Annotated in this window: 22 protein-coding genes; 7 read left to right on the plus strand and 15 right to left on the minus strand. The window is 40.1% G+C overall.

Features of this window, described 5'->3' with window-relative positions:
- Nucleotides 1-10 precede the first annotated feature (10 nt).
- The 6 genes from panC to mazG all read right to left on the minus strand — a co-directional run bounded on the left by panC (nucleotide 11) and on the right by mazG (nucleotide 5,056).
- Complete coding sequence (gene panC, locus MTO68_RS20085; protein WP_244014102.1) at nucleotides 11-856, minus strand: pantoate--beta-alanine ligase; 846 nt, start codon at nucleotides 854-856, stop codon at nucleotides 11-13.
- 2 nt (nucleotides 857-858) lie between these two features.
- Nucleotides 859-1,668 (minus strand): 3-methyl-2-oxobutanoate hydroxymethyltransferase, encoded by an 810-nt coding sequence (panB, locus tag MTO68_RS20090; protein WP_239044860.1) that lies wholly within the window; start codon nucleotides 1,666-1,668, stop codon nucleotides 859-861.
- A 46-nt stretch (nucleotides 1,669-1,714) separates the two neighbouring features.
- On the minus strand, nucleotides 1,715-2,200 hold the full coding sequence (folK, locus tag MTO68_RS20095; protein ID WP_244016006.1) for a 2-amino-4-hydroxy-6-hydroxymethyldihydropteridine diphosphokinase: 486 nt from the start codon (nucleotides 2,198-2,200) through the stop codon (nucleotides 1,715-1,717).
- On the minus strand, nucleotides 2,194-3,675 hold the full coding sequence (pcnB, locus tag MTO68_RS20100; protein WP_034612381.1) for a polynucleotide adenylyltransferase PcnB: 1,482 nt from the start codon (nucleotides 3,673-3,675) through the stop codon (nucleotides 2,194-2,196). Before pcnB ends, folK begins: the two co-directional genes overlap by 7 nt.
- 147 nt (nucleotides 3,676-3,822) lie before the next feature.
- The gene (locus tag MTO68_RS20105; protein ID WP_244014104.1) at nucleotides 3,823-4,284 is read right to left on the minus strand and encodes a ComEA family DNA-binding protein; all 462 of its coding nucleotides are present in this window, start codon (nucleotides 4,282-4,284) and stop codon (nucleotides 3,823-3,825) included.
- Nucleotides 4,277-5,056, minus strand: coding sequence for a nucleoside triphosphate pyrophosphohydrolase (gene mazG / locus MTO68_RS20110; RefSeq protein ID WP_244014106.1), 780 nt, complete (start codon nucleotides 5,054-5,056; stop codon nucleotides 4,277-4,279). Before mazG ends, MTO68_RS20105 begins: the two co-directional genes overlap by 8 nt.
- A 105-nt stretch (nucleotides 5,057-5,161) precedes the next feature.
- On the opposite strand from mazG, the gene MTO68_RS20115 reads away from it, so the two are divergent.
- Nucleotides 5,162-5,935 carry an SDR family oxidoreductase gene (locus tag MTO68_RS20115; RefSeq protein ID WP_244014108.1) on the plus strand — a complete coding sequence of 258 codons (774 nt, stop codon included), beginning with the start codon at nucleotides 5,162-5,164 and terminating at the stop codon, nucleotides 5,933-5,935.
- A gap of 196 nt (nucleotides 5,936-6,131) precedes the next feature.
- Nucleotides 6,132-6,506 carry a hypothetical protein gene (locus tag MTO68_RS20120; protein ID WP_004817008.1) on the plus strand — a complete coding sequence of 125 codons (375 nt, stop codon included), beginning with the start codon at nucleotides 6,132-6,134 and terminating at the stop codon, nucleotides 6,504-6,506.
- Nucleotides 6,507-6,583: 77 nt separating this feature from the next.
- On the opposite strand, the gene MTO68_RS20125 is transcribed toward MTO68_RS20120, so the two are convergent.
- The 4 genes from MTO68_RS20125 to cysM are packed head-to-tail and all read right to left on the minus strand — an operon-like array spanning nucleotide 6,584 to nucleotide 12,122.
- Nucleotides 6,584-8,890 carry a bifunctional (p)ppGpp synthetase/guanosine-3',5'-bis(diphosphate) 3'-pyrophosphohydrolase gene (locus tag MTO68_RS20125; protein ID WP_004725915.1) on the minus strand — a complete coding sequence of 769 codons (2,307 nt, stop codon included), beginning with the start codon at nucleotides 8,888-8,890 and terminating at the stop codon, nucleotides 6,584-6,586.
- 27 nt (nucleotides 8,891-8,917) lie between these two features.
- Complete coding sequence (rlmD, locus tag MTO68_RS20130; RefSeq protein WP_244014110.1) at nucleotides 8,918-10,312, minus strand: 23S rRNA (uracil(1939)-C(5))-methyltransferase RlmD; 1,395 nt, start codon at nucleotides 10,310-10,312, stop codon at nucleotides 8,918-8,920.
- 8 nt (nucleotides 10,313-10,320) lie between these two features.
- Nucleotides 10,321-11,142: a 3'-5' exonuclease gene (locus MTO68_RS20135; protein ID WP_004817004.1), complete on the minus strand. Its 822-nt coding sequence runs from the start codon at nucleotides 11,140-11,142 to the stop codon at nucleotides 10,321-10,323.
- A gap of 59 nt (nucleotides 11,143-11,201) precedes the next feature.
- Nucleotides 11,202-12,122, minus strand: a complete 921-nt coding sequence (cysM, locus tag MTO68_RS20140) for a cysteine synthase CysM (RefSeq protein ID WP_244014112.1) — start codon at nucleotides 12,120-12,122, stop codon at nucleotides 11,202-11,204.
- Nucleotides 12,123-12,436: 314 nt separating this feature from the next.
- Here cysM and MTO68_RS20145 point away from each other — a divergent pair, with 314 nt between their 5' ends.
- From MTO68_RS20145 to rsfS, 5 genes are all read left to right on the plus strand, one after another.
- Entirely contained in the window at nucleotides 12,437-15,244 is a 2,808-nt protein-coding gene (locus MTO68_RS20145; RefSeq protein WP_034612366.1) for an ATP-binding protein, read from the plus strand.
- Between the two features lie 333 nt (nucleotides 15,245-15,577).
- On the plus strand, nucleotides 15,578-16,366 hold the full coding sequence (locus tag MTO68_RS20150; RefSeq protein WP_244014114.1) for a crotonase/enoyl-CoA hydratase family protein: 789 nt from the start codon (nucleotides 15,578-15,580) through the stop codon (nucleotides 16,364-16,366).
- Nucleotides 16,367-16,402: 36 nt separating this feature from the next.
- Entirely contained in the window at nucleotides 16,403-17,278 is an 876-nt protein-coding gene (locus MTO68_RS20155; protein ID WP_244014116.1) for an NAD(P)-dependent oxidoreductase, read from the plus strand.
- A 91-nt stretch (nucleotides 17,279-17,369) separates the two neighbouring features.
- Nucleotides 17,370-18,164: a TIM barrel protein gene (locus MTO68_RS20160; protein WP_004725901.1), complete on the plus strand. Its 795-nt coding sequence runs from the start codon at nucleotides 17,370-17,372 to the stop codon at nucleotides 18,162-18,164.
- 102 nt (nucleotides 18,165-18,266) lie between these two features.
- Nucleotides 18,267-18,668 (plus strand): ribosome silencing factor, encoded by a 402-nt coding sequence (rsfS, locus tag MTO68_RS20165; protein WP_016539395.1) that lies wholly within the window; start codon nucleotides 18,267-18,269, stop codon nucleotides 18,666-18,668.
- Between the two features lie 93 nt (nucleotides 18,669-18,761).
- Here the strand turns inward: rsfS and MTO68_RS20170 are convergent, their stop codons facing one another.
- The 5 genes from MTO68_RS20170 to MTO68_RS20190 form a co-directional block, all read right to left on the minus strand.
- Nucleotides 18,762-19,985 carry an ammonium transporter gene (locus MTO68_RS20170; protein ID WP_244014118.1) on the minus strand — a complete coding sequence of 408 codons (1,224 nt, stop codon included), beginning with the start codon at nucleotides 19,983-19,985 and terminating at the stop codon, nucleotides 18,762-18,764.
- Between the two features lie 380 nt (nucleotides 19,986-20,365).
- On the minus strand, nucleotides 20,366-21,037 hold the full coding sequence (locus MTO68_RS20175; protein ID WP_034612347.1) for a 4'-phosphopantetheinyl transferase superfamily protein: 672 nt from the start codon (nucleotides 21,035-21,037) through the stop codon (nucleotides 20,366-20,368).
- Nucleotides 21,038-21,096: 59 nt separating this feature from the next.
- A complete protein-coding gene (der, locus tag MTO68_RS20180) occupies nucleotides 21,097-22,506 on the minus strand; it encodes a ribosome biogenesis GTPase Der (protein WP_004725892.1) in 1,410 nt (469 codons plus the stop codon).
- A gap of 200 nt (nucleotides 22,507-22,706) precedes the next feature.
- Nucleotides 22,707-23,855 carry an outer membrane protein assembly factor BamB gene (gene bamB, locus MTO68_RS20185; protein WP_244014120.1) on the minus strand — a complete coding sequence of 383 codons (1,149 nt, stop codon included), beginning with the start codon at nucleotides 23,853-23,855 and terminating at the stop codon, nucleotides 22,707-22,709.
- A complete protein-coding gene (locus MTO68_RS20190; RefSeq protein WP_004816992.1) occupies nucleotides 23,855-24,556 on the minus strand; it encodes a tetratricopeptide repeat protein in 702 nt (233 codons plus the stop codon). The genes bamB and MTO68_RS20190 overlap by 1 nt, the downstream gene beginning before the upstream one ends.
- Nucleotides 24,557-24,581 lie beyond the last annotated feature (25 nt).

Below are 24,581 nucleotides of genomic sequence, written 5' to 3' on the forward strand. Positions count from 1 at the left end.
AAAGCAAAGTTTATGTCAAATGTTTTACTTGTAAATTGTCAATCAGACGAGTCTTGCCTAATTTCGCTGCAACAAACAATACAACATCTTGGTCGAATTGTTCAACTTTTTGCAACGTTGGACTACGTGCTTCGACATAATCCACAACCAACCCTGCATCATTTAAACTTTCACGAATTTGCGCCAAGACATCTACAAGTGCTTTACCTGCATGTAAATCTTGTTCAGCAGTCGTTAAGCTCTTAAAAATAACAGGAGCTGTTTGACGATCTTGTTCAGATAAGTAACCATTACGAGAACTTAAGGCCAAACCATCTTCAGCACGTGCAATTGGCACACCAATCACTTCAATTGGCATATTCAAATCACGAACAACCTGCTTAATCACAGCCAATTGTTGATAATCTTTCTGTCCAAAAAATGCAAAGTTCGGCTGTACAATATTAAACAATTTGGTGACAACAACAGCAACACCATCAAAATGACCTGGACGTTGTAATCCGCACAAGTCATTGGTAATTTCGCCCACACTAATATTGGTTAAGCGTGGGAATTTACCATACATTTGTTCCACAGAAGGTGCAAAAACAATGTCGCAACCCACTTCAGCAAGCAAATTACTGTCTTGCTCAAGTGTACGAGGATAATTATCAAAATCTTCATTCGGTCCAAATTGGATTGGATTCACGAAAATACTGACCACCACCACATCACATAATTTACGCGCTTCACGAACCAGGTTTAAGTGGCCTTGATGTAGATTTCCCATCGTCGGTACAAAACCAATGATTTTACGTGCCGATCGAGCAGGTTGAAGTGATGCTGTTAATCCTTGAATGGTCGTTTCTGTTTTCATGTTTACAGCTCTACTTGGAAAGTATGTTCTTTGGCAGGGAATGATTGCTCTTGTACAGCAACATGATATGCCTTAAATGCATCCACGATTGCAGTTTCCCCTGCTTGTTCTTTCATAAAATTACGTACAAAACGTGCCACTTTACCAAACGTCAAACCAAGCATATCTTGCACCACAAGTACTTGACCATCGGTATCTGCACCAGCACCAATGCCAATCACAGGAACGTGTGGGAACAATTCAGCAATTTCTTTACCCATCTGTGCCGGAACACATTCAAGCAATAACACAGCCGCACCTGCATCAACTACAGCTTTACAGTCCGCAATCAGTTGATCTGCTGATTCACGCGTTTTCGCTTGTAATTTATAACCACCAAAAACATGCACCGATTGTGGTGTTAAACCCAAATGTACACAAACAGGAATACCATTTCGTGTCAAAACTTCTACAGTTTCAGCCAGCCACTCACCGCCCTCAATTTTCACCATTTGAGCGCCCGCTTGCATCACGGTTTTTGAATTGAGCAACGCATCATTGAGCGTGGCATAGCTCATAAAGGGTAAATCACACAGGACAAACGCATGTTGATTTGCACGACGTACAGCCGCAGTATGATAGGCCATATCTGCAACAGTCACAGGCAAGGTAGAATCATGCCCTTGGATTGTCATCCCTAAAGAGTCACCAATCAAAATGGTGTCAATCTCAGCAACTTCCATACCTTTTGCCATACTTGCATCATAGCAAGTTAAGCATGAAAATTTACGTCCCTGAGTTTTGAATTGTCTTAAATCACTTAGGCTAATCATGACGATATTCCTCTATCAATGAGAGTTCCTCTGCCCATTCAATCCTTTAATCAGCCCATGACTGATCTGTTAAAACACGAAGGGTTGAATGTTGCACGAAATCTAACTTTTGCAATGATTGTCCATTGACTTGGAGCTCAGGATCGAGATCCAACAATGGAATCACCACAAAATCACGCTCTAAAATACCGATATGCGGTACTGTGAGCCGCTCATTTATAATGTTTTTTTCAGCATAAAGCAAAAGATCTAGATCTAAAGTACGCTCACCCCAGCGGCGTAACCGTACTCGACCTGATTCATTTTCAATACGTTGCAGCTCATCCAGCAAGGCCAAAGGCGCTAAATCGGTGTGTAATTCTGCAACTGCATTGTGATAATTTGGCTGATCTTGAGGCCCCATCGGCGGGCTTTGATACAGCTTTGAAACGATAACAACACCTAAGTTTCTGAGTTTTTCTACAGCTTCCCGTAGAATTTGCTCAGAATCACCTAAATTACTGCCTAAACCAATATAGGTTTTAATCATGATTGGGTCGGTCCAAAAATCACACTGCTTAAATCACGTTGTACGCGTCTACGCTTGGTAATTGGATGATCCGCTGTGATCTCGCCTTTGTTTACTGCTGTTCGAGCATCATTTCTACTTCTAAAATCTTGAGATGATGTTGAATTTGGCTTAGTCCGGGAACGACGGCTACGAGATTCTTGTTCTTTCACCAATGGTTCAATTTGCGTGGAAGCTGCTGCTTTTACATCTTCAACAGGGGCAACTTCAGCAAGTTTCTTACGACTCTTAGCACGCTGACGATTATAGCTGCCAATTGCACGCTCTTTCTCATCAGTCGACATGTCTTGGTAAGCTTCCCACCATGCACCCATGCCATTGGTAGAAGCATCACCTGACTTCTCTCTCAACAACAAGAAGTCAAATCCTGCACGGAAACGTGCATGACCCGAAAGCGCTTCAATCTGTTGTGGTTTCGGGTTGAGCAAACGGCTTTGCATTTCCCAGACTTCACGAATAAAGGTTTCGGCAAAACGAGGAATAATGGTTCGTGTCGCTTGGCGTTTTAACACATCCAAACCTGCTTGAGCACGTGCTTCTGCAGCAACCACACCTTTAGCATGGTAGAAATCACAACGCGCTAAGAAATTATTCCAGAGCAATACCGCATAGAAAAATGCAGGATTAATGGTTTTACCCATTTGAATCCGTTGATCGGTATTTTTCGCTGCACGCTCTATAAATTGAGTAATCTCAGGGCTAATATCAGCAAATAATTGCTTCCAAATACCAAATTCAATCAACATCGGCATCACACGATGCAAATGCCCCATGGTGAATAATTTTTGCGACTCATCATATAAACGATGCGGAGAAACATCACGCAGCAATTGCGTCATTTCTTGGGTAAAAACGTCTAATATTTTAGGATCTATACTAAAATTTAACTTCGCAGCAAAACGTAATGTACGCAACATCCGTACTGGATCTTCTTCAAAACGAAGTGCGGGATCACCCAATAGTCTTAAAGTTTTGGTTTTTATATCATCAATAGCATGACAAAAATCGAGCACTTCCCCTTTTCGAGGTTGGTAATACATGGCATTGATGGAAAAATCACGTCGAGCAAAATCTTGCTCTATTGTTCCCCAATTGTTGTCACGTAAAATCATCCCTTGTGCAGAGGTAATGGCTTTTTTCGGTGGGGCACGGAATGTCGCCACCTCAATCAATTCACGACCTGAGTACACATGTGCCAATTCAAAACGTCGCCCAATAATTCGGCAACGACGACCAAATACCTCTTTCACCTGTGAAGGTGTTGCATTGGTCACAGCATCGTAGTCTTTCGGATTTAAGCCAAGCATTAAATCACGTACACCACCACCGACTATATAAGCTTCATAGCCAGCTTTAGTTAAAGAATCAATAACATCTAAAATGGAGGAAGGTAATTGAGCGGTGGATAACCCACACTTTGACGCACGCAAAGTTTGCAAAAGACACTGTCTCCTACGTCAGGACGTAAAAATCATAATTGTGCTAATGATATCGCTTACACAGCTAAAGGGCAATTTGATTCTCGCAAACTTCACTTGAATTTATGGACTATTGATAATTCGTCGATCTACAGGCTGTTAAACCCATCATAAACTCAGCCGTGCTCTATTCTGCTCGAAAAGTTTCTCGCCAATCCCTTTGACCTTTTTTAAGTCATCGATACTTTTAAATCCGCCATTCTGATTACGATAAGCAATAATCGCCTGTGCTTTCTTTGCCCCCACACCCGTGAGCTGTTGTAATTGTTCAGCATTTGCAGAATTTAAACTGACTTTTAAAGCTGAGCTGTTTGAAGACTGAGCAGAAGATGATGGGCCTTTGTGATTGCTATTCGATGGCGATTTTTGGCTATTCGGTCGTGAAAGATAGTATTGATCGTCGACTTTTTTTAATTGTGCATCATGGGCCTGTTGTTGTGCTTTCCAGTTGAGATAAGCTTGATCAAACTGTTGTGCATACAAGCTCAAGGAGCAACTCAAAAGCACCAATAAAAAAGACGATTTAATTAGTTTTACTACACGATTAAAATAAAAATGCTGATTACTCATTGCTAACCTGTGATTTTAATTGTTGCTTTGCCTGATCCCAAAGGAGATCCATTTCTTCTAAAGATACATCTTCTAATCTTTTATTTTTAAAATTGATTTTATCTTCAATATAAGCAAAGCGAGATTTAAATTTATAAATGGTTCTTAACAGCGCCATCTCACTTGAAATGCCTAGTTTACGCCCTACATTGATTAAAGAAAATAAACAATCACCAAATTCATCCATAATTTCATCAGGTTTTTCCGATTGCAGCGCCTCTTCAAACTCTGCCAGTTCTTCTTTGACTTTATCGTAGGCCTGCGCCACATCAGGAAAATCAAAGCCTACTTTTGCGACATTTTTTTGAATGTTTTCTGCCTGAGATAAAGCAGGACCATGTTTTACCGCATCTAATCGAGATTGAGTTTTGCCCTGTTTTTCTTGTTGTTTAATTTCCTGCCACAACACCGACACTTGTTCAGGCGTTAAATTATCAAATTGTTGTTTTTGGAAAACATGTGGATGGCGTCGGATCAATTTTTGACAAAGTACATCGACAACATCGTTAAAATCAAAAGCCCCCTGCTCACTGTACATCTGTGATTGAAAAACCACTTGTAGCAATAAATCACCTAATTCATTTTTAATTTCATCTATATCACCAGAACGCACTGCTTCTTCCACTTCATATGCTTCTTCAATCGCATAGCGCGTTAAACTTTCAGGTGTCTGTTCACGATCCCAAGGGCATTCTGCACGTAATTGTTTCATGATGGCGAATAGCTGTTGCATTTTATGTCCTTTAAGATCAATAACAAATGACTGCACAACACTTGTTGTTCTGCATGTTTTATGTTCAACTCTTTGCAATCAAAATAAACTAAAAAGGATGCTGCAATGAGTCAAAGCATATTCATTAGTGGTGCTGCGCAAGGGATTGGGGCTGCGATTGCACGTCTATTCTACCAACAAGGTTATCAAGTTGGTATTTATGATATCAATGAAGCGCAGGCTCAAATTTTAGCAGATCAATTGGGTGACAATGCCAAAGCGGGAAAATTAGATGTGAGCGATTATGCACAATGGCAAACCGCGCTTAAAGAATTTTCTCAATGGGCAAATGGTCTCAACATTTTAGTCAATAATGCTGGGATTCTGTATTCTGGAGATTTTGAAAAAACTGAGATTAGTGCTCATCACCGTACAATCAATATCAATGTCAATGGCGTTTTAAATGGCTGTCATGCCGCACTTCCCTATCTAAAACAAGCGAAATTTGCGCGTATCATCAATCTTTCCTCAGCATCAGCCATTTATGGACAAGCAGATTTAGTCTCTTATTCTGCCAGTAAATTTGCCGTACGCGGTATTACAGAAGGATTAGATATCGAATGGCAAAAATATGGCATTCGTGTACTGGATGTGATGCCGCTTTTTGTCCAAACAACGATGGTGACAGACATGGATGCAGGCGCGATTCAAAACATTGGGGTCAGTCTCACGCCCCAAGATGTTGCCGAACAAGTGTTTGCCTTAGTCAAAGCCAAAGGAAGCATCTTAACGGCTACGCATACGCCTGTGGGATTGAAAACCAAAATTATGTTCCAACTCTCTGCAATCAGCCCCCAGTTTGTCAATCGTTTAGCCAATTTACTGCTCACCAAAAAGTAATTTTTGCTCGCCTATAGGTCATAAAAAAATTATGGCTTATAGGCTTAAGTCATTTATATTGATATAAAAATATTTTAGATTTTGATTGTAATACCGCCTTATGGAAGCGCCTATTTCGCTTCCTAACAGCTTTGTAATTTTTGTTTTTGTTATTTTAATTTATAGTTTTGTTTCCAATGTGCAAATGGAATAAACAATGAAAAAAACACTCCTAACAATAACCATACTTGCATCAAGTACAATCCTAACTGCTGCCCCACTGAGCACTACTGAACTAAAAAGTATGGATTGTGCCGCGCTTGCTGTTGAAAAAGCCAATGCAAGCCGCGTGCTCTCCACTTCTGAAACTAAGGCAACAGGCAAAACCATTAGTAAATGGGCGGGTCTTGCAAGTAGTGCTTTAAATGCTTTTGGTGGAGGCTCTGATACAGCATCCAAAGCTGGAGGCTTTGCCAATAAGGTCTCGACTGAGTCAGATCCTGGTCAAGTCGATACTCAACTTATGACTGATGCTCAAGCCAACATAGAAAATATCGCCATTTACCAAAACTCAAAAAAATGTAGCGTGTAATTTTTATAGGGTGATTTCAAATCAAAAAACCTGCATTGTGCAGGTTTTTTTGAAATAAATAATGTCAGAACAGCGAACTAATTGCCTTGAACCAAGCGTCGAGCACTGATAATGCCAGGCTGTTGCTCCAATCTCGCCAAGAGGCGAGACAATTGCGCCAAGCCTTTCACTTCAATCAACAATTTCATATTGGCAATACCATCTGCTTCAGAAATCGTATTCACCTGACGGATATTGATCTGATCTGAAAAAATCACTTGGGTCAAATCTTTTAACAAACCACGGCGATCATACGCTTCCACCACAATTTGCACACTTTGCCCACGTGTCGGTTGCATCTCCCAATCCGCTTCAACCGCACGATCAGGTTCTAACTTGATCATGCGCATATAATCTGGGCATGCAACCTTGTGAATACTAACACCACGATTCAATGTGATATATCCAGCAATCGACTCACCATGAACAGGCTGACAACATTGTGCAATATGTAATTCAACATTGTCCAAACCATCAATTAAAATTCCATGCGCCGACAAGGTATGACTTGCGCGTGGATTTAATGTTGGTTTTAAAACCAGCTCTGGTTCATCCTGATCTAAGTGCATGTGGCGATTGACTTGATTGATCAAGGCATGCAGGCTAATTTCCCCACTCACCAATGACACCAAGATGTCATCCCCAGTTTTCACATTGAAATGATTACAATAATCACTTAAATCAATACTTTTCGGATGAATCGCTAAACGTGAAAGTTCTTTATTGAGTAGCTCACGCCCAACTTCCAAATTTTTACTGCGATCTTGTTGTCTAAACCAGTGGCGCAACTTGTCACGCGCACGTGCTGTTTTAATATAACCCAAAGAGTTAACCAACCAATCACGATTGGGTTCACGATCTTTCTTGGTTAAAATCTCAACCTGTTCGCCTGTTTTTAAGGTATAGGTTAACGGCACATAGCGTTGGTTGACCCGTGATGCATAGCACTTATTGCCGACTTCGGTATGCACATGATAAGCAAAATCAAGCACTGTCGATCCGCGTGGTAGTTCTTTAATATCCCCATCACGGCTAAACACATAGATTTTTTCAAAACCTTCAAAATCTTGAATTTGTTCAAAATCTTCTGTTTCATCTTCATTGGGATGCGCACTGGTTTCGGTACGTTCTTGATAATGTTCAAGCACTGCACGTAAAGAATGCAAACGATGATTAAATGAATAGTCGGTGGTTTTCGAGCCTTCTTTATAATTGAAGTGTGAACACACGCCCAACTCGGCTTCTTCATGCATTTCTTTGGTTCGGATCTGGATTTCCAAAGATTTATTTTCTGCAATCACCGCAGTATGCAAAGAGCGATAACCGTTGGCTTTTGGGTTGGTAATATAGTCATCGAACTGATGAGGAATATGACGCCAAATTTGATGCACAATGCCTAAAGCGTGATAACACTCTGCGACAGATTTAACCAAAACCCGTAACGCGCGAATATCATAAAGCTGATCAAAACTTAGATTTTTACTCTTCATTTTGCGGTAGATCGAATAAATATGTTTTACCCGACCTGATATTTCGGCCTCAATATCATGCCCAGCCAGCTCATTCTTGAGTTTATCTACCACAAACTGAATATATTGTTCACGCTCTAGACGCTTTTCATTGAGTAAAGAAGCAATCTCTTTATAACGTTCTGGTGCCAAATAACGGAAAGCAAGATCTTCGAGCTCCCATTTTAATTGGGCAATGCCTAAACGATGCGCCAAAGGTGAATAGATGGTGAGAATTTCTCGTGCAACACGCTCTTGACGTTCTTTTGAAGAATGCGCCAATTCACGTAAAGCAAAGGTCCGTTCAGCCAGTTTAATCAAGACCACACGAACATCTTCTGTCACAGATATCAACATCTTATAGATGCCTGTCAGATGTTCACGCTGATTATTATTAAAGTGATCTTCTAAACGTTTATTCTTTTCAATCAGTTCAGAAAGTTTACCCATCGCCAAAGTGCCTTTGACAAGGTTGTAAACCTGCTCACCGCATTGCTGCTGTATTTCCTCTAAGGTGGTGAGATCTTCACGCACACTACGATAAAGCACAGCTGCTGCCAGCGTATCTTCATCAACATGTAAATGCGCGAGAATATCGGCCATCCCAATGCCTGTTGCAAAGGTATTGGTTCTGGAATTTACTGTGGTCGCCAATTCTTTTTGTAATACTAATTGCGCGACTTCTTCTAACTGCTTAAGTTCAGCACCGTCTAAAATTCCACGCACTCGATCTAGCCAAGTTGCTAGAGCCTGTTGCGCTTCATCGGCATGTTCTACAGTCGCTTCCTCTGATAGCTCATTGAGCTGATCAGGAAGTTGCTCACGTACTGTGACCATACCCTACTCCTCTAACTCTATATTTCATTATAAATCGTTTATCTCTAATTTCTTTTCAAACAAAGCAATCGATTCTACATGCCCTGTGTGCGTAAACATGTCCATCACACCGGCTTTAGTGAGCTGATAACCATGTTCTACCAAAATTCCAGCATCTCTGGCCAATGTTGCTGGATTACACGACACATAAACGATTCTTTGCGCACCAAATTTGGGCAAATAATGCATAACTTGTTCTGCACCCGCACGAGGAGGGTCAATCAATAATGCATCAAATCCTTGATTTGCCCAAGAATAATGCGAAAAGTCTTTTGTTAAATCTTGTGAATAGAATTTAACATTGCTTATGCGATTGTTCAGTGCATTTTCTGTACCACGCTTCACCATCGCTTCGCTACCTTCAACAGCAATGACTTTTCCTGTAGCACCCACACGTTGAGCGAGCGGCAGAGAAAAATTCCCCAATCCACAAAATAAATCCAAAACAGTTTCACCTGCTTTCAACTCAAGCAAATCACATGCCAAATTAACCATCTGTGGATTTACAGTGGGATTCACTTGGGTAAAATCTGTTGGATTAAACGCAAACTCGATATCAAAATCTTTTAAACGGTAATGCAAATGCATGTCTGCCTGAGCATCATCTAGCCGTTGTACACTTTCCACACCCGCAGGTTGCAAATACAACTGCCACTGTTTCTGTAACGCATATTGTTGCAATAGGTTGACATCATGGGCTTTTAATTTTTCAGTATGGCGAACCAATAATGAAATTTCGCTATCGCCTTTGGCTAATTCTATATGACCAATGCTGCTTTTGCCTTTTAGACTTTCGAGTAATGCCTTGATTTCAGGTAAGGCTTGATCTAATTCAATATCTAAAATTTTACAGGTTTCAATTGCAGTTAAGTGATTGCTCTGTGCTTCACGGAAACCCATCAATAATTTATTTTGTTTAGCTAAATAACGCACACCTATTCGGGCTTTATGCCGATAGTCGGTACGCGTTGAACGCAATGGCGCTAACCACTGTTCAGGTACTAAGCCTGCAAAGTGGCTGAGATGTGACTTTAAAACATCTTGTTTTAAGCGAATTTGCTCATCTGGATGAAAATGTTGCATATTGCATCCACCGCAAGTACCAAAATGTGGGCAGATCGGTTGAATACGATGTGGATTTGGCTCACTGAGTAATTCAATACTGTCCGCTTCTTCAAGTTTGGATACTTGACGCGTCACTTGAGCTTTTACAATTTCACCAGGCAGTGCATAGCGAATAAAAACTTTTTTACCCTGCTTTTCACTTGGATGATTGAGTTCTGTTCCATAATGCGCAATCCCTCGCCCTTCGTGTGACAATCTTTCAACTTTAAAAATATATTGTGGAAGCTGAGATGGTCGAGGTTTGGCTCTATGTTTCAAAGGGATACCTAATCGGGTGTGGAGGAAAAATCTGCTTGAGTAAATTCAGTTCGCTGTGAGGTTTCACGCCAAACATTTAAAAACTCATGTTGTTGAGCTTGTCCTTGCAAATAATGAATCGAGGCTTGAATCCATAAACGGTGATCTTGCAAAGAAATCTGACCTTTAAGTAAAGCCCATCTTAAAAAAATCAACCATGTATTTAAAACATCACCTTCGCAATAGCTGGTGAGTTTCAACCATTGCTGTGTATTCACATATTCGGGAACAAAATAGCCTGAAATACCACGTTTACCGGGATAACCCAATAAATGCGCAACATCATCCAATTTCTGGAAATGACGTCCATTAAACATCGCCATGACATCCATTAAGTCGACATGACGGTTGTGGTATCTGTTCTGATAGTTATTATACCTTTTTTGTGTGTCAATCTCACCTTGATCGAACAAACTTGGTGCAGATAGTCCATGATACATGGCACGGAATAAAATCACAGGCAAATCAAACTGTGAGCCATTCCAGCTCACGAGTGTTGGATGTCTTTTATCAAAGATAGATAAAAATTTTTGTAAAATTTCAGTTTCAGTATAGTGCTCTCGACTAAATGAAAACAGTTTCATCACACCATTTTCATCAATCCACAATCCTGAAATACAGACAATTTCATGTAAAGCCAAGCGCTGAAAATCCATCCCCGATTCTTGACGGCGTAGTTTTGCCAACGCCTGTTCTAAATCGTCCTGTGGTAAATCCAAGCCATATAAATGCGCCCCTGACTTAAGATCGGTCAGGGTTTCGATATCAAAAACTAAAACTGGAAGACGCATAAAAGCTTTACTCAATACTCAAGTTTGCCATCATGAAGCAATTTATGACTTCGAAGCAACTATTCTTGATCCTCAACAGAGAACAAACCTGTAGAAAGATAACGATCACCTCTGTCACAGACAATACAGACAATCACTGCGTCTGGATTTTGTTCAGCAATTTTAACCGATGCCCATACAGCACCACCTGAAGAAGTCCCAGCACTAATGCCTTCTTGACGTGCTAAACGGCGTGCTGTTTTTTCTGCTTCAATTTGCGGAATATCCATGATCTGATCGACACGGCTTGGATCAAAAATAGTCGGTAAGTATTCTTGAGGCCAACGACGAATACCTGCAATATTTGAACCTTCGGAAGGTTGTAATCCAATAATTTGAATATCTGGATTTTGTTCTTTTAAATATTTAGAGATCCCCATGATCGTGCCCGTTGTGCCCATAGAGCTCACGAAATGGGTGATTTTCCCTGCGGTTTGTTGCCAAATTTCAGGACCTGTGGTCAGGTAGTGTGCTTCTACATTGTCTGGATTGCCAAACTGATTTAATACTAAACCTTGGCCTTCACTTTGCATTTGCAAAGCCATATCACGCGCAACCTCCATATTGGTTGCTTCGATCAATTCAGCGCCATAGGCACGCATCGCATCTTTACGTTCTTGGCTAGAGTTCCCCGGCATGATCAATTTCATTTTATAACCACGCATTGCGGCGACCATTGCCAACGCAATCCCAGTATTTCCACTCGTCGCCTCGATCAACGTATCACCCGGCTTAATTTGACCACGCTGTTCAGCTTTCATGATCATGTTATATGCAGGACGATCTTTGACAGAACCAGCAGGATTATTGCCTTCTAGCTTTGCCAATACTGTTGCTTGAGTATGACTTGCCAAACGTTGTAAACGCACCAAAGGAGTTTTTCCTACATAGTGATCTAACAAAAATTCGTCGGCTAAGAAATCAGGTTGTGTGTGACTCATCGGTTGCACCTATATCGAGGTGGGCATATTGTATGAAAAAAAGAAACATACTGCACATCTTTCCGCTTCATTTTACTTGGAATGATCAAACTAAATTCATATATATCAACAGACCCAAGCAGGAGCATGATTTTCTTTATTGAATAAAATTAAATACATATAAAAAAATAAACTTTACTTAGAATTAGAAATGATAAAGTTATCTATAAAACAGCATAACTCATTTTCAATTCACAAGATTTTTAGTCATATTGTCATGCAGGATGATTAAAGCATGTTAATATCTTTGCCATGGGCAATGAGTTGCTGGAACAATGTCGAATTTCAATAAAAAACTCTTTAAACGCTTAAAACTCAATCACGCTTATGGTCAACTTATTGCGTTAATTTTCGTGCCAATTATGATTTTGGCATGTGTTGGAACAGCACTGGTTCTTTCTGAAACATCAGCTGCGGCCAAGTCCAAACAGCGCTTCCAAGCCATCGCGATATTGAGCCGTTACCAATATACTGCTGAGCAACTCACCGCAGTCATGGAACAAGATCCAATTCAACACGCCAAAGCTGAAAGCATTTTACAAAAAATGTTTAACGAAAAGCATTTACTCAGCGCAGCGATTTTAGATGAAAATAATGTCAATCATTTAAGTGTAGGCTACCAAAATCAACGTGCTTGGCCAAAAATTCCAAAATCAGGCACTTTCTTTGGACCAATTCAAAATAAGTACAACAATATTTATGGGATTAAACTAAACCCCACCAAATCTGCTGAAAATATGTGGTTGGTGATTGAACTTGATAATCAACCTTTAGAAATTTCACATTATCGTGTCATGATCGTATTGATTACGACTGCCTTATTAACGCTCTTGTTGCTTCTATTGTGTCTAAACTTCTATTCAAGACGCTGGATTGCACCGATGTACGAAATTCGGATGCAATTGCAACGCTTAAATGCAGATACGCTTGATCAACATATGGTGATCAACAGTACTGGGGAACTGCGCTTATTACAGCGTGATATTGCCAATGTGGTGAAACGGCTACATTTCAGCTTCCTTGAGCTAAAAGAACATACGGAACAAACAGAAGATGACTTACGTCGTACATTAGACACCTTAGAAGTCCAAAACATTACCTATAAACAAGCCCGTGATCAGGCGATTTCATCCAATCAGGCGAAGTCGGTCTTCCTTGCCAATATCAGTCATGAATTACGTACCCCATTAAATAGTATTGATGGCTTTATTCATTTGATGTTGCGCCAAGACAATTTAAGCAATGATCAAAGTTTATATTTACAGACCATCCGTAAGTCTTCTGCACATTTATTGGCATTGATTAATGATGTACTCGATTTCTCGAAAATTGATGCAGGTAAATTAGAACTCGAAACCGCACCTTTTGATCTTGAAGAAGCAATTTTCGATGTGATGGATATGCTCTCGCCATTGGCAGCGCAAAAACATATCGAGATGGCATTCTATTTTGCAGACAATGTGCCTAAACATGTCATTGGTGATGCCTTACGCTTTAAACAGGTGCTGACCAATCTTATTTCCAATGCGATTAAATTCACCCCTGATGGTGAAATTATTGTTCGTGCGCGGATGGAACACGATGATATCGGACAATGTTTGCTGCACTTTAGTGTACAAGACAGTGGTATTGGTTTAAGTGGCACCGATCGTAAACGACTATTTGAATCCTTCTCTCAAGGTGATGCTTCTGTCACTCGCCAATTTGGTGGTACAGGACTCGGTTTAGCCATTTCCAAGCAACTTGTACATTTGATGCATGGTCAAATTGGCTTTGAAGATAACCAAGAACGTGCACCAACAGAAAAAGGTTCAACCTTCTGGTTTACCGCCATGTTAACGGTAAATGAAGATGAAGAAATTGTTCATCCATCATTTAAAAACTTAAATGTGGTGTCTTTCTTGGCACACCCTGCAACCGCCAACGTATTACGTCATTACTTAGAAGACTATCAAGTTCAGCACACCGAAGCACAATCGATTTTAGATCTGTTTAGCCGACTAAATAGCTTAGAAAAAAATACTGAAAACACCTGGTTGATCGTTGATCACAGTGGAGATACCGAAGCCTTACTTAAAGAAATTCGTGGTCGCTATCAAGGTCATTTGGCGGTATATGGTTATCAAATGTCACTTGATCCAAATATGTTGACTGAATATAAAGCGCGTCCGCTGTATCAACCACTGAGCCGTAGTTCAGTGATTCAACTATTAAGTAATCAGCCTGTTTTTGAACAAGAACATCATAAAGACTTTAAAGGGCAAGATTTACACGTTTTAGCAGTAGATGATCATTTACCGAATTTGATCGTACTAGAAGCGCTATTAGGCGAGCTCAATGTAAAAACCACCAAGGCACTCAGCGGTCAAGAAGCCTTAACCATTATTCAGCAAGGAGTTGAACAAGGCGCTAAACCATTTGATCTTATCTTTATGGATATTCAAATGCCAGTCATGTCTGGGATAGATACCACACGGGCGATTCGCTCTTTGGAATCTACCTTAGATGGTATGCGAATGCCGATTATTGCATTGACAGCTCACGCATTGGCTGATGAGAAGCAAAAATTACTCAAAGTGGGTATGGACGACTATGTAACCAAGCCGATCCAAATTGAGCAAATCATTCAAATTCTCACCAATTGGACAAGTGATAAATTTATTCAACATCAGCAACCTATAGAAAACACAGTATATATCGAAGCGCTGGATGCTTATATTCTAGATTGGAAACAAAGCCTTGCTTTAGCAGCCAATAAAGAAGATCTCGCACAAGATTTGTTAAAAATGCTAGTCGACAGCTTCCCAACGGAGCTGGCTGAAATTGAACAACTTATTGAGCTTGAAGACTTCCCACAATTAGAACATGTCTTACATCGCTTATATGGTGCTACCCGTTATGTCGGCACACCCAAATTGCAACGTATTACAGGTGATTTTGAACAATTCATTTCCATGCTACGCAAAGAGCGTCGCAAAGCAGATGAAGCCTTTATCCAAGACGTGATGAAACGCTTTGATGAGCTTCAATTGGCGATTCATGAAGTTGAAACTGCGGCACAACAGATTTTACCCGTTTCATAAATACAGCGCAGTTCTAGCCGATTCAGCGCTATAAACGCTTTTCTTATCGCGTTTTAAGCTGTTTTTAAATCCGCAGGATAAAACCCAAATTGACTCTAAGTTTTATCCTGCGTATGGTTTCTATTATTTCTTTAAAACAGCATGAATTAGAACAATCATTTTATTGCAATCATCTTTTTAAAGATCCAATAAAATGATACAAGTCACTATTGCAATCCTGTTTTGGCTTTACTACCCAATTGGCACATCAACACAGTTTCGGTGACTCTACTGTCATGTAACTATTTAATTCACATGCTATGCTGATGACCAAGGAAAAAATGAGTCAAGATCATGGCACTACTACATATAGAAAAAAACAATGGTATCGCAATAGTTTCATTAAATCGTCCAGATAAACGCAATGCCATGAGTTTTGCTTTACTCCGTGAACTGGTAAGCGCCGCACAACACATTAAAAAAGACCGCAGTATTCGTGTGGTGATTCTGACGGGTGAAGCCAATGTATTTAGTGCAGGTATTGACCTTGCTGACTTAAATAGCCCTAAAAATACAGCTTTTGCTGCTTGGGAACTGATTAAACCCGGTCAAAGCCTATTCCAAAAAGCATTTTTAATCTGGCAAGAACTACCTGTCCCTGTCATTGCAGCAATTGAAGGTTTCTGCTTTGGTGCTGGGATGCAACTTGCATTGGCTGCAGATATTCGTATTGCACACCCAGAGACTAAAATGTCAATCATGGAAAGCCGTTGGGGGCTTGTGCCTGACATGGGCTTAACCCGTTCAATCAAGGGCGTGATTGGTATTGATTTAGCCAAAGAGCTTACCCTCACTGCACGTATTTTTGATGGCAATTATGCCAAAGACATTGGTTTGGTGACGCATGTAGACGACTCACCGTTGGCAAAAGCTCAAGCCATTGCCGAAGAGATGCTGCAACGCTCGCCAGATGCGCTGATGGCTGCTAAACGTGTTTTAGATGCGATGGAACATCAACCTCAGAAATCTTTACGTTTAGAGAAGATTTGGCAGTTAAAATTACTCTTGGGTAAAAATAGTCAAATTGCACGTAAAAAGGATAAAAATCCTGAATTAAAATTTTTACCGCGCCAATATAAATAATCTAAAACTATTATTGAAAGCTTTTTGAGTTATAAAATGAATTTTGATCGTAACAGTAAAATTGCATTTTTAGGGATGGGATTAATGGGTAGCCGTATGGCAACCCGATTAATCCAAGCAGGCTTGCATGTCGCTGTCTGGAACAGAACCGCATCTGCTTGTGACGCCCTTATTGATCTAGGCGCTCACCCATTACAGCTTGAGAATATTGCAGAATATCCGATTATTCTCAGCTGCCTTGCTGATGATAAGGCTGTACAGCTGGTTTATGAGCACATTGAGCCCTATTTACAAGCCAAGCAAGTGATTGTGGATTTCTCCAGTTTATCTGTGGATAAAACCAAGCAACTGGCGGAAAGCGCCACAACAAAACAGGTGATTTGGATTGACTCACCTGTTTCAGGTGGAACAGTAGGTGCTGAAAATGGCACGCTGGTTATTTTTGCTGGGGGCAATGCTGAGGTGATCCAAGCACTGAGCCTCGTTTACAATATCCTGTCACAGCGTGTCACACGTATGGGTGAAACAGGTACTGGACAAGCCACTAAAATCTGTAACCAACTTATCGTTGCTGCCAATAGTACCTTGATCGCGGAAGCTGTTGCGCTTGCCAGTAAAGCAGGTGTAGATACAACCCTACTGGCGCCGGCTTTGGCTGGTGGTTTTGCCGACTCAAAACCTTTCCAAATTTTAGCCCCACGCATGGCAACACATATTTTTGAACCAGTACAATGGAAAGTACAAACGCTTTCTAAAGACTTAAATAATGCCATTCAACTTGCACAGCAATTTGATTTAGAAATTCCTGTGGCTCAACGTGCACTTGGGCAATTACAAAGCCATCAAAACAACGGATTTGCTGAATCGGATTTAGCCACAGTCATTAATCAAGTAGAAAATAAATCGGGTTAAAATACACGGAACTACACATAAATAAGTTGAAAAATAATCTATTGCCTACTACATTGAAGATGAGAGTCCAAATATAGCAAGGAGCGTTCTTATGACTAAACTCGCAGTAAACCTATCCTTGATTTTTACTGAAGTGCCGCTCATTGAACGCTTTGCTTTGGCACATCTTCATGGCTTCCACAATGTAGAAATTCAATTTCCGTATGAATTAAGCATTGAAGAGATTCAAGCGCAACTTGAACAATATGACCTCAGCCTTTGCCTGATCAACGTTCCCGCTGGCGACTTGATGCAAGGTGGAAACGGACTTGCTGGTGTGCCTGGTCAAGAACTGGCATTTCATCAAGCCTTGGAACTTGCAATTGAATATGCAGAAGCGCTCAATGTTCCAAACGTCAATATTTTGGCAGGTAAACAACCACAAGATGCCGACTTACTCCCCTGTTTAAACACCTTAGCAAACAATTTAAAACTGGCTTGTCATCTGCTCTCTAATCGTGATATTCAGCCTGTATTTGAAATGATCAATGGTACAGACATGCCACGTTTCTTGGTTCAAAATATTGCACAAGGCCAAGAAATGTTAGAAGCAGTACAGCATCCTGCATTAAAAATGCAATTTGACTGTTACCACATGGCGATGATGGGCGAAGATGTACTGGCAGCCTTACAAGAAAATATTGATTGGATTGGGCATATCCAATTTGCAGACTGCCCTGGACGTCACGAACCAGATACCGCACAAATTGATTATTCTGCAATTTTTTCATGGTTAAAACAAAGCGCCTATACGGGCTTTATTGCAGCAGAATACAAACCACAATCGCATTCAAATCAGTCATTTGCATGGAAAGAAAAATATTTTTCCAACAACCACAGCTATTAAATGGGTGTGTACTTAGGCAAACGGTTGCATTGTATAATTTGTATTTTTTAGACAAAAGCGCTATATTAGAAGATGAGATATTTTCTGGAAAATATACCTTATATGAATTTAGAACCATCGCCCAGCGCTTCTAATTCTCACGAACTTGCAATGAACACTCAAAATCAAGACGTACAGACTTGTTTAAAAGTCGTACAAGAAGCTCTACTTGATGTAAAAGCCAAAGATATTATTCAACTTGATGTCAGCGCTATTAGCAACGTTTCAGATGCAATTGTCATCGCGAGCGGGACATCAACACGCCATGTTAAAGCACTTGCTGACAATGTCGCTGAAGAAGCACGTAAAGCAGGCTTTCGCCCAATTGGTGTTGAAGGTGAACGAGACGCTGAATGGATCCTTATCGATTTAGGATTTGTAGTCGTACATGTGATGCTACCAACAGCACGTAAATTTTATGATCTGGAAAGTTTATGGCGTGCGACACCTGAAAGTGTTGCCTAACTTTTAATACAGAACTTAAATATGAAAAAAGCGACTTTATGTCGCTTTTTTTAGTGCTTGGCTTTTTTCAAAGCTTTTAAGTACTCAATTTTTTTACGACTTAATTGAGTATGCATTACGCAGTTTACAAATCAGTTTAAATACTAAGAATGCAACACCAAAACTCCACACAAAATTTACCGCAATCCCAATACTTTGATCGATAATACTGGCCTTGTTGGCTAAATTAATTACGGGGTTATCTGTCAAAGAAACAGCCAGTGTGCCCCATGCCCCACAAATACCATGTACCACAACAACTTCACGAATATGCTTAGAATCAATCCAATAGGTCAATAAACGGGGTAAATAGATTGTGAATAATCCAGAAACCAAACCAATTATCAATGCCGATGACAAATTCACTAAACCACAACTTGCCGTGATCGCCACCAAGCCACCCAAAGCACCTTTAATCATTTCAACCCATGAAATAATTTTATTGTTGAGTACCAAGGAAAAAATCAAGGGGGCAATCATTGCCCCAAAGAGTGCAGCAAAGGCATTGACGACAATGACTCCAATATCCGCATAGAGTGCTGAGATATAAACTACATTTAGACCTGACCATGCCAGCCAAAGAATAAAGCCAGCCAATGCCAAAGATAAGATTTTATAATCTTCAAAGATTAAGTCTTTTTTTAAGATTTCTTGTCGGTCTTGAGGTTTTAAAGTTAAGTAGCCCGCCAAAACAATCCATGCTGCGGTGGAATGCACCACTGTTGAACCCGCGAAATCAATAAATCCTAACTCTTTTAACCAGCCTTTACCGAATAAGATATTTCCCCAAGTCCAGCTACTAAAGAAAGGAAAGATCACACCTGCGATCATTAAACCAGTTATCCAGTTGACAAATAAGGGAACTTTACTCGGAATCACTCGCCCAACCACAGTGGTGATTGTGGTGGCCATTAAAGTATAAAAAAATAATAAATTCCAATGCCAGCCATGCAGCATGCCATTCATATATTTTTCAGAGCTGGCATCGCCTGCAAGGAGAATTTTTGCGCAGAAGAAACCAAAAATAAGCGTTCCTAAAACTGCTGAAACATAATTGACCAATAATGCGGAAATTGACTTATAGGTATTTTCATATCCGCCTTCAACTACAGCAAAACCAGCTTGCATCAGAATGACAAATATTCCACCAAAGAATAAAAGCTCGTAGTTGGTAATGAGATTAAAAGCAGCAAGATCACTTTCTAAACTTGAAGCAAAACTAAAATTTGGATAAAAAAATATGATGCAAATTAAGCTGATGAAGTATTTAAATCGCACTATATAATTAATCCTAACCTATCGCTTTTTCATCGCTTTAAATTCACAATAATTAGTATTTTCGCTACTTAATTATCATTTAATTTATCAAGTATAGAGAATTTCATGGAGAAATAAACTAATTTTTATGTAAAAAATATAGCTTACAAAGTACACGCGACGAGCAAGATTGTTTGTTCGTGATCGAGTACTATTTATTTTTATTTAAAGATAAACAGCTTACATTTAACTGGTTTTATTAAACAATGCCGATTTGCAAAACATGTGGCTTAAGCTTGAAAGTTTCAGCACTTAGACGTATAGATACCACAATCGAATACGGAATAACGTTGCTGCGATTTATGTGTTATGCAGAATGAAAACGTCTATACGGTCTTTAATTAGCCATGTTGAATGATTTGAATCTGTGGAAATGCAAAACCCTTACAGGATAATTCAGAACGCCATGCCACCGTCAGCATGACTCGGCTCAGCTGGAGATTTTGATAGGCAAAGCTGCCCAATAACGGATGCGTAGAGATCCCACCATCATTCATCACATGCACTCCAGTATTTAGCTCATTTAGACTCAAACGAATCCCTAGGCCCGATGCTTTTAAAATCGCTTCTTTTGTGGTCCACACCTTAAACCAAAAAGTAGGATCAAAGTCTAACGCTTGCCAAGCCTGATATTCTTGGGGATGAAAAGCATGTTTAGCTAAAGCCTCAAAGCGCACCTTTCGATCTAAGTCCTCAACATCCACACCCAAATCTTGGATCTGCTGGCTACTCGCCAAAGCATAATGGTGCTGGCTATGTGAATGATTCACGTGAAACTTTGGATAATCAATTAAATAGGGTTTACCAAAATCTGTTTTTTCAAAAGAGTGGTTACTGATTTCAACTGAAAAAATATCGGACAATAATTGGTTTCTATATTGATAGATCGCCTGTTTCAGTTCTTGGATCTGCCCCTTTCGATCGCTCGAATGGTAAGTCGGAAGAATATTTTGAATAGAATTAACATCCAATTGAATAATACGATTCACAATCCATTCCCAAACATTTTTCATTATCTTAAATCAAAAAAACCCAAAGATCACTTTGGGTTTTGATGTGTTCAACGCTAAATTTAGCTTCTAAATTTCTTTTCAGCCTTTTTAAATTTCTGTACATAACGACGACGACGTGCTGCAACACGCTCATCAATTTGAGATTTACGGCCTTCAAATGGATTTTCAGCTGTTTTAAAGTCAACGCGAACTGGTGTACCTTCAAGGTTATACACTTTACGGAAGACATTTTCTAAATAACGACGATAGTCCGCAGGCGTCTTATCCACCTTATTACCATGAATCACAATCGTTGGTGGGTTTTGTCCACCCATGTGGGCATAACGCATCTTAATACGTTTACCACTGATCATTGGCGGTTGATGTGCTTCAGTTGCATCATTCAAAATCTGAGTTAATTTTGCAGGTGAAACTTTTAAGTGTGATGAATCATAAGCACGGTGAATGGTTGGATACATCTCACCGACACCTGTTCCATGCAAAGCAGAAATCAAATGTACTTTTGCCCAAGGAATAAAGTCAAAACGACGATCAACATCCAATTTACATTGTTTGCGATCATACTCTGTCATGTTGTCCCATTTGTTAATGGCGATCACCATGGCACGACCAGCTTCAAGTGCATAACCGATCAAATGTAGATCTTGTTCAACCACACCTTCACGTGCATCTAAAACTACCACGATGACATGTGCATCTTTAATCGCTTGTAGCGTTTTAACGATTGAGAATTTCTCAATCATTTCATCAACTTTACCTTTACGACGTACACCCGCTGTGTCGATCAAGGTATATTGACGACCATCACGCTCAAACGGAATATAAATCGAGTCACGGGTTGTACCCGGTTGGTCAAATGCAACAACGCGATCTTCACCTAACAGACGGTTAACCAAAGTAGATTTACCGACATTTGGACGACCAATAATTGCTAAGCGTAAACCTGTTGCCTTATCGTGTTCTTCTGGGTTTTCATCTTCAGGGACATCCACCAAGATATCCTCAAGCATTTGTTGAACACCACGACCATGACTTGCCGCAACTTGTAAGGGTTCACCCATACCAAGTTTATAAAATTCAACTAATGCAGCTTCAGCATGTACACCATCGACTTTGTTGGCAACCAAGTAAACCTTTTTACCAAGTGTACGCAACTCACGGGCAATCTGCTCATCAGAAGCCAATAGCCCAGCACGTGCATCGACAACAAAAACAATGATATCGGCTTCATTAATCGCAGTTTTTGATTGCTCTGCCATATATGAGTCAATACCACCTTCATTTTCACCGATACCCCCAGTATCAACAACAATGAAAGATTTATTTTCATAAGTTGCATCACCATATTTACGATCTCGGGTAAGACCAGCAAAATCAGCAACGAGTGCATCACGGCTCTTGGTAATCTGGTTGAATAACGTTGATTTGCCGACGTTTGGACGACCAATGAGCGCAATTACGGGTTTCATAAAATAACCTTTATTCAAGATCAGCCAGTATGACTGGTCTGAACATCAGAAATGTATAGGAAGAAGAATAGGAAAAACCTAAAATAAAAACACGGGGTATTGATTTTCAATCACCCCGTGTATGGAATTCATACGGATTGCTCTATTTTAACACAAGACTAAAAAAATAGAGAATCCTAATCGTGTCTGTTGATTAACTGTTAACGACTTTGCCAGATACTCATTGCACCTTTGCGTGTCGAAACATAAACTTGATTATCAATCACTCTCAACGTACGTACTTCACCACTGGTTTTAGCACGACCTAACGTTGTTCCTGTATTTGGATCAATTTGATGTAAATAACCATCTAAATCACCCACAACAAGATTTGAACCGAGCAATACAGGATTGCTTAAGTTACGGTTGAGCAGTTGCTCATTTTTCCAAAGCTGCTGACCTGTAATCAAGTCATACGCAATAATTTGACCATCGGTTTGCGATACGATGACTTTACCATCGGTCACTTCTGGACGGTTGATACTGCTTGAATTTTCACTCCACAAAACACGTTGTGAAGCCAAATCTAGAACAGTGACTTGACCTTGGAAACTCGTCGTAACCACATATTGTCCTGAAACAACAGGCTCACTGTCCACATCAATCAAACGCTGAATATCAGAACGACCTTCAGATACTGCAACACGACGTTGCAAACGCGGTACACCTGCAAGACTATCTATTGCAAAAATATAGCCAGTAGAGGTACCGATAAGCACAGTACGTGGATCTAAACTAACTGGAGTAGCTTGACCTCTTAAGCTAAATGAAGCGCTTGGTAATTTATAAGTCCACGCTTGCTGACCTGTCGCAACATCTAAGGCATAAACCGTACCGTCATTTGCAACCACAATAACACGACCAGATTGGATCAAAGCAGAACTGATAATTGCACCTGACAATTGCGCAGACCATTTGGTCGCACCCGTTGCTTGGTCTAATGCAAAAACATGGCCTTTTTGATTACCAACAATCACCACACCATCTGCTGCTTCAACACCAGAACTTAAACCATCTTTGGTAACTTTAACATTCCATAAGCGCTGTTTGCCTTTATAGGCAGCCACTTCACCTTTTGGATCTAAAGCAAACACAACACCATTGTCTGTATCTAAACGTAAACGTAATGCATCTTCACTGCTGGTCGAAGAGACACTGGTCGAAAATACTTGAACCAAACTCGAAGCTTGTGCAACTTTAGGCAGTGGATTTGGCTTAATCTTCACTTCTTTCGTCTTATTACTTGAACAGCCGATTAAAGCGATTGATAAGATTGCTAAAGCAAAAGGTATTTTAAAATTTCTATCCATTAAGACTCATCCACTTGTGTTGCTAAAATTGGGCGTTCAAGATCAGGATCTTCTACTAATACGCCAACACTTTCGAGTTTAATTTGTAAAATTTGACGTTCTTGTTTACGCTCAACGACCGCATTCCATGCTGCTTGATACGATTTTTTTGCATTTTCAGTGTCATTTTTTGCCACATAAATATCACCTTTTAACTCATCAGCACTTGCCTGAAAAGCAGGATCATTCACAGCTGACAAGGTTTTCAAGGCTTCATCAAACTTCTTTTGCGCCAATTGTGCATCGGCAAGTTTGATTTTTACAACTTGTAACAAACCAGCGTCTTTAATTTTAGAATTTTCAACTTTTTTCAGTTCACGCTCAGCCAATGCATAGTCATTTTTATCATAGGCAACTTTTGCCATGACAATTTGTGCTTGAATTGCATGAACAGAATCTGGATTGTCTTTGACAATTTTATCTGCTGACGCGACTAAGGCAGCAGTGACTTTAGCATCACCATTAGCTGCTCGCGCTTCATCCATCAATTGTTGGACTTTGGCTGTTTCATTTTGATTTTCAGCCAAAGTTTTCTTTTGCCAATATTCCCAACCGAAAAAGGCAATCAATGCAATGAGGACACCTGTCACCATAGCCGAGCCATATTTCTTAAAAAATGACTTCACACTATCCAGTTGCTCATCATCAGTCATTGCACTCATTTGACTCCCCTTTTCCTTATGATTA

The sequence above is a fragment of the Acinetobacter sp. NyZ410 genome (genome assembly GCF_022828975.1).
GTDB lineage: Bacteria > Pseudomonadota > Gammaproteobacteria > Pseudomonadales > Moraxellaceae > Acinetobacter > Acinetobacter guillouiae.

Excerpts from the sequence above, each read along its gene's own strand:
- MTO68_RS20160 (WP_004725901.1), top strand. The coding sequence starts at position 17,370 with ATGACTAAACTCGCAGTAAACCTATCCTTGATTTTTACTGAAGTGCCG.
- mazG (WP_244014106.1), bottom strand. The coding sequence starts at position 5,056 with ATGCAACAGCTATTCGCCATCATGAAACAATTACGTGCAGAATGCCCT.
- MTO68_RS20150 (WP_244014114.1), top strand. The coding sequence starts at position 15,578 with ATGGCACTACTACATATAGAAAAAAACAATGGTATCGCAATAGTTTCA.
- MTO68_RS20135 (WP_004817004.1), bottom strand. The coding sequence starts at position 11,142 with ATGCGTCTTCCAGTTTTAGTTTTTGATATCGAAACCCTGACCGATCTT.
- cysM (WP_244014112.1), bottom strand. The coding sequence starts at position 12,122 with ATGAGTCACACACAACCTGATTTCTTAGCCGACGAATTTTTGTTAGAT.
- bamB (WP_244014120.1), bottom strand. The coding sequence starts at position 23,855 with ATGGATAGAAATTTTAAAATACCTTTTGCTTTAGCAATCTTATCAATC.
- MTO68_RS20105 (WP_244014104.1), bottom strand. The coding sequence starts at position 4,284 with ATGAGTAATCAGCATTTTTATTTTAATCGTGTAGTAAAACTAATTAAA.
- panC (WP_244014102.1), bottom strand. The coding sequence starts at position 856 with ATGAAAACAGAAACGACCATTCAAGGATTAACAGCATCACTTCAACCT.
- MTO68_RS20115 (WP_244014108.1), top strand. The coding sequence starts at position 5,162 with ATGAGTCAAAGCATATTCATTAGTGGTGCTGCGCAAGGGATTGGGGCT.
- MTO68_RS20125 (WP_004725915.1), bottom strand. The coding sequence starts at position 8,890 with ATGGTCACAGTACGTGAGCAACTTCCTGATCAGCTCAATGAGCTATCA.
- MTO68_RS20120 (WP_004817008.1), top strand. The coding sequence starts at position 6,132 with ATGAAAAAAACACTCCTAACAATAACCATACTTGCATCAAGTACAATC.
- MTO68_RS20190 (WP_004816992.1), bottom strand. The coding sequence starts at position 24,556 with ATGAGTGCAATGACTGATGATGAGCAACTGGATAGTGTGAAGTCATTT.
- MTO68_RS20145 (WP_034612366.1), top strand. The coding sequence starts at position 12,437 with ATGTCGAATTTCAATAAAAAACTCTTTAAACGCTTAAAACTCAATCAC.
- rsfS (WP_016539395.1), top strand. The coding sequence starts at position 18,267 with ATGAATTTAGAACCATCGCCCAGCGCTTCTAATTCTCACGAACTTGCA.
- MTO68_RS20175 (WP_034612347.1), bottom strand. The coding sequence starts at position 21,037 with ATGAAAAATGTTTGGGAATGGATTGTGAATCGTATTATTCAATTGGAT.
- panB (WP_239044860.1), bottom strand. The coding sequence starts at position 1,668 with ATGATTAGCCTAAGTGATTTAAGACAATTCAAAACTCAGGGACGTAAA.
- MTO68_RS20155 (WP_244014116.1), top strand. The coding sequence starts at position 16,403 with ATGAATTTTGATCGTAACAGTAAAATTGCATTTTTAGGGATGGGATTA.
- der (WP_004725892.1), bottom strand. The coding sequence starts at position 22,506 with ATGAAACCCGTAATTGCGCTCATTGGTCGTCCAAACGTCGGCAAATCA.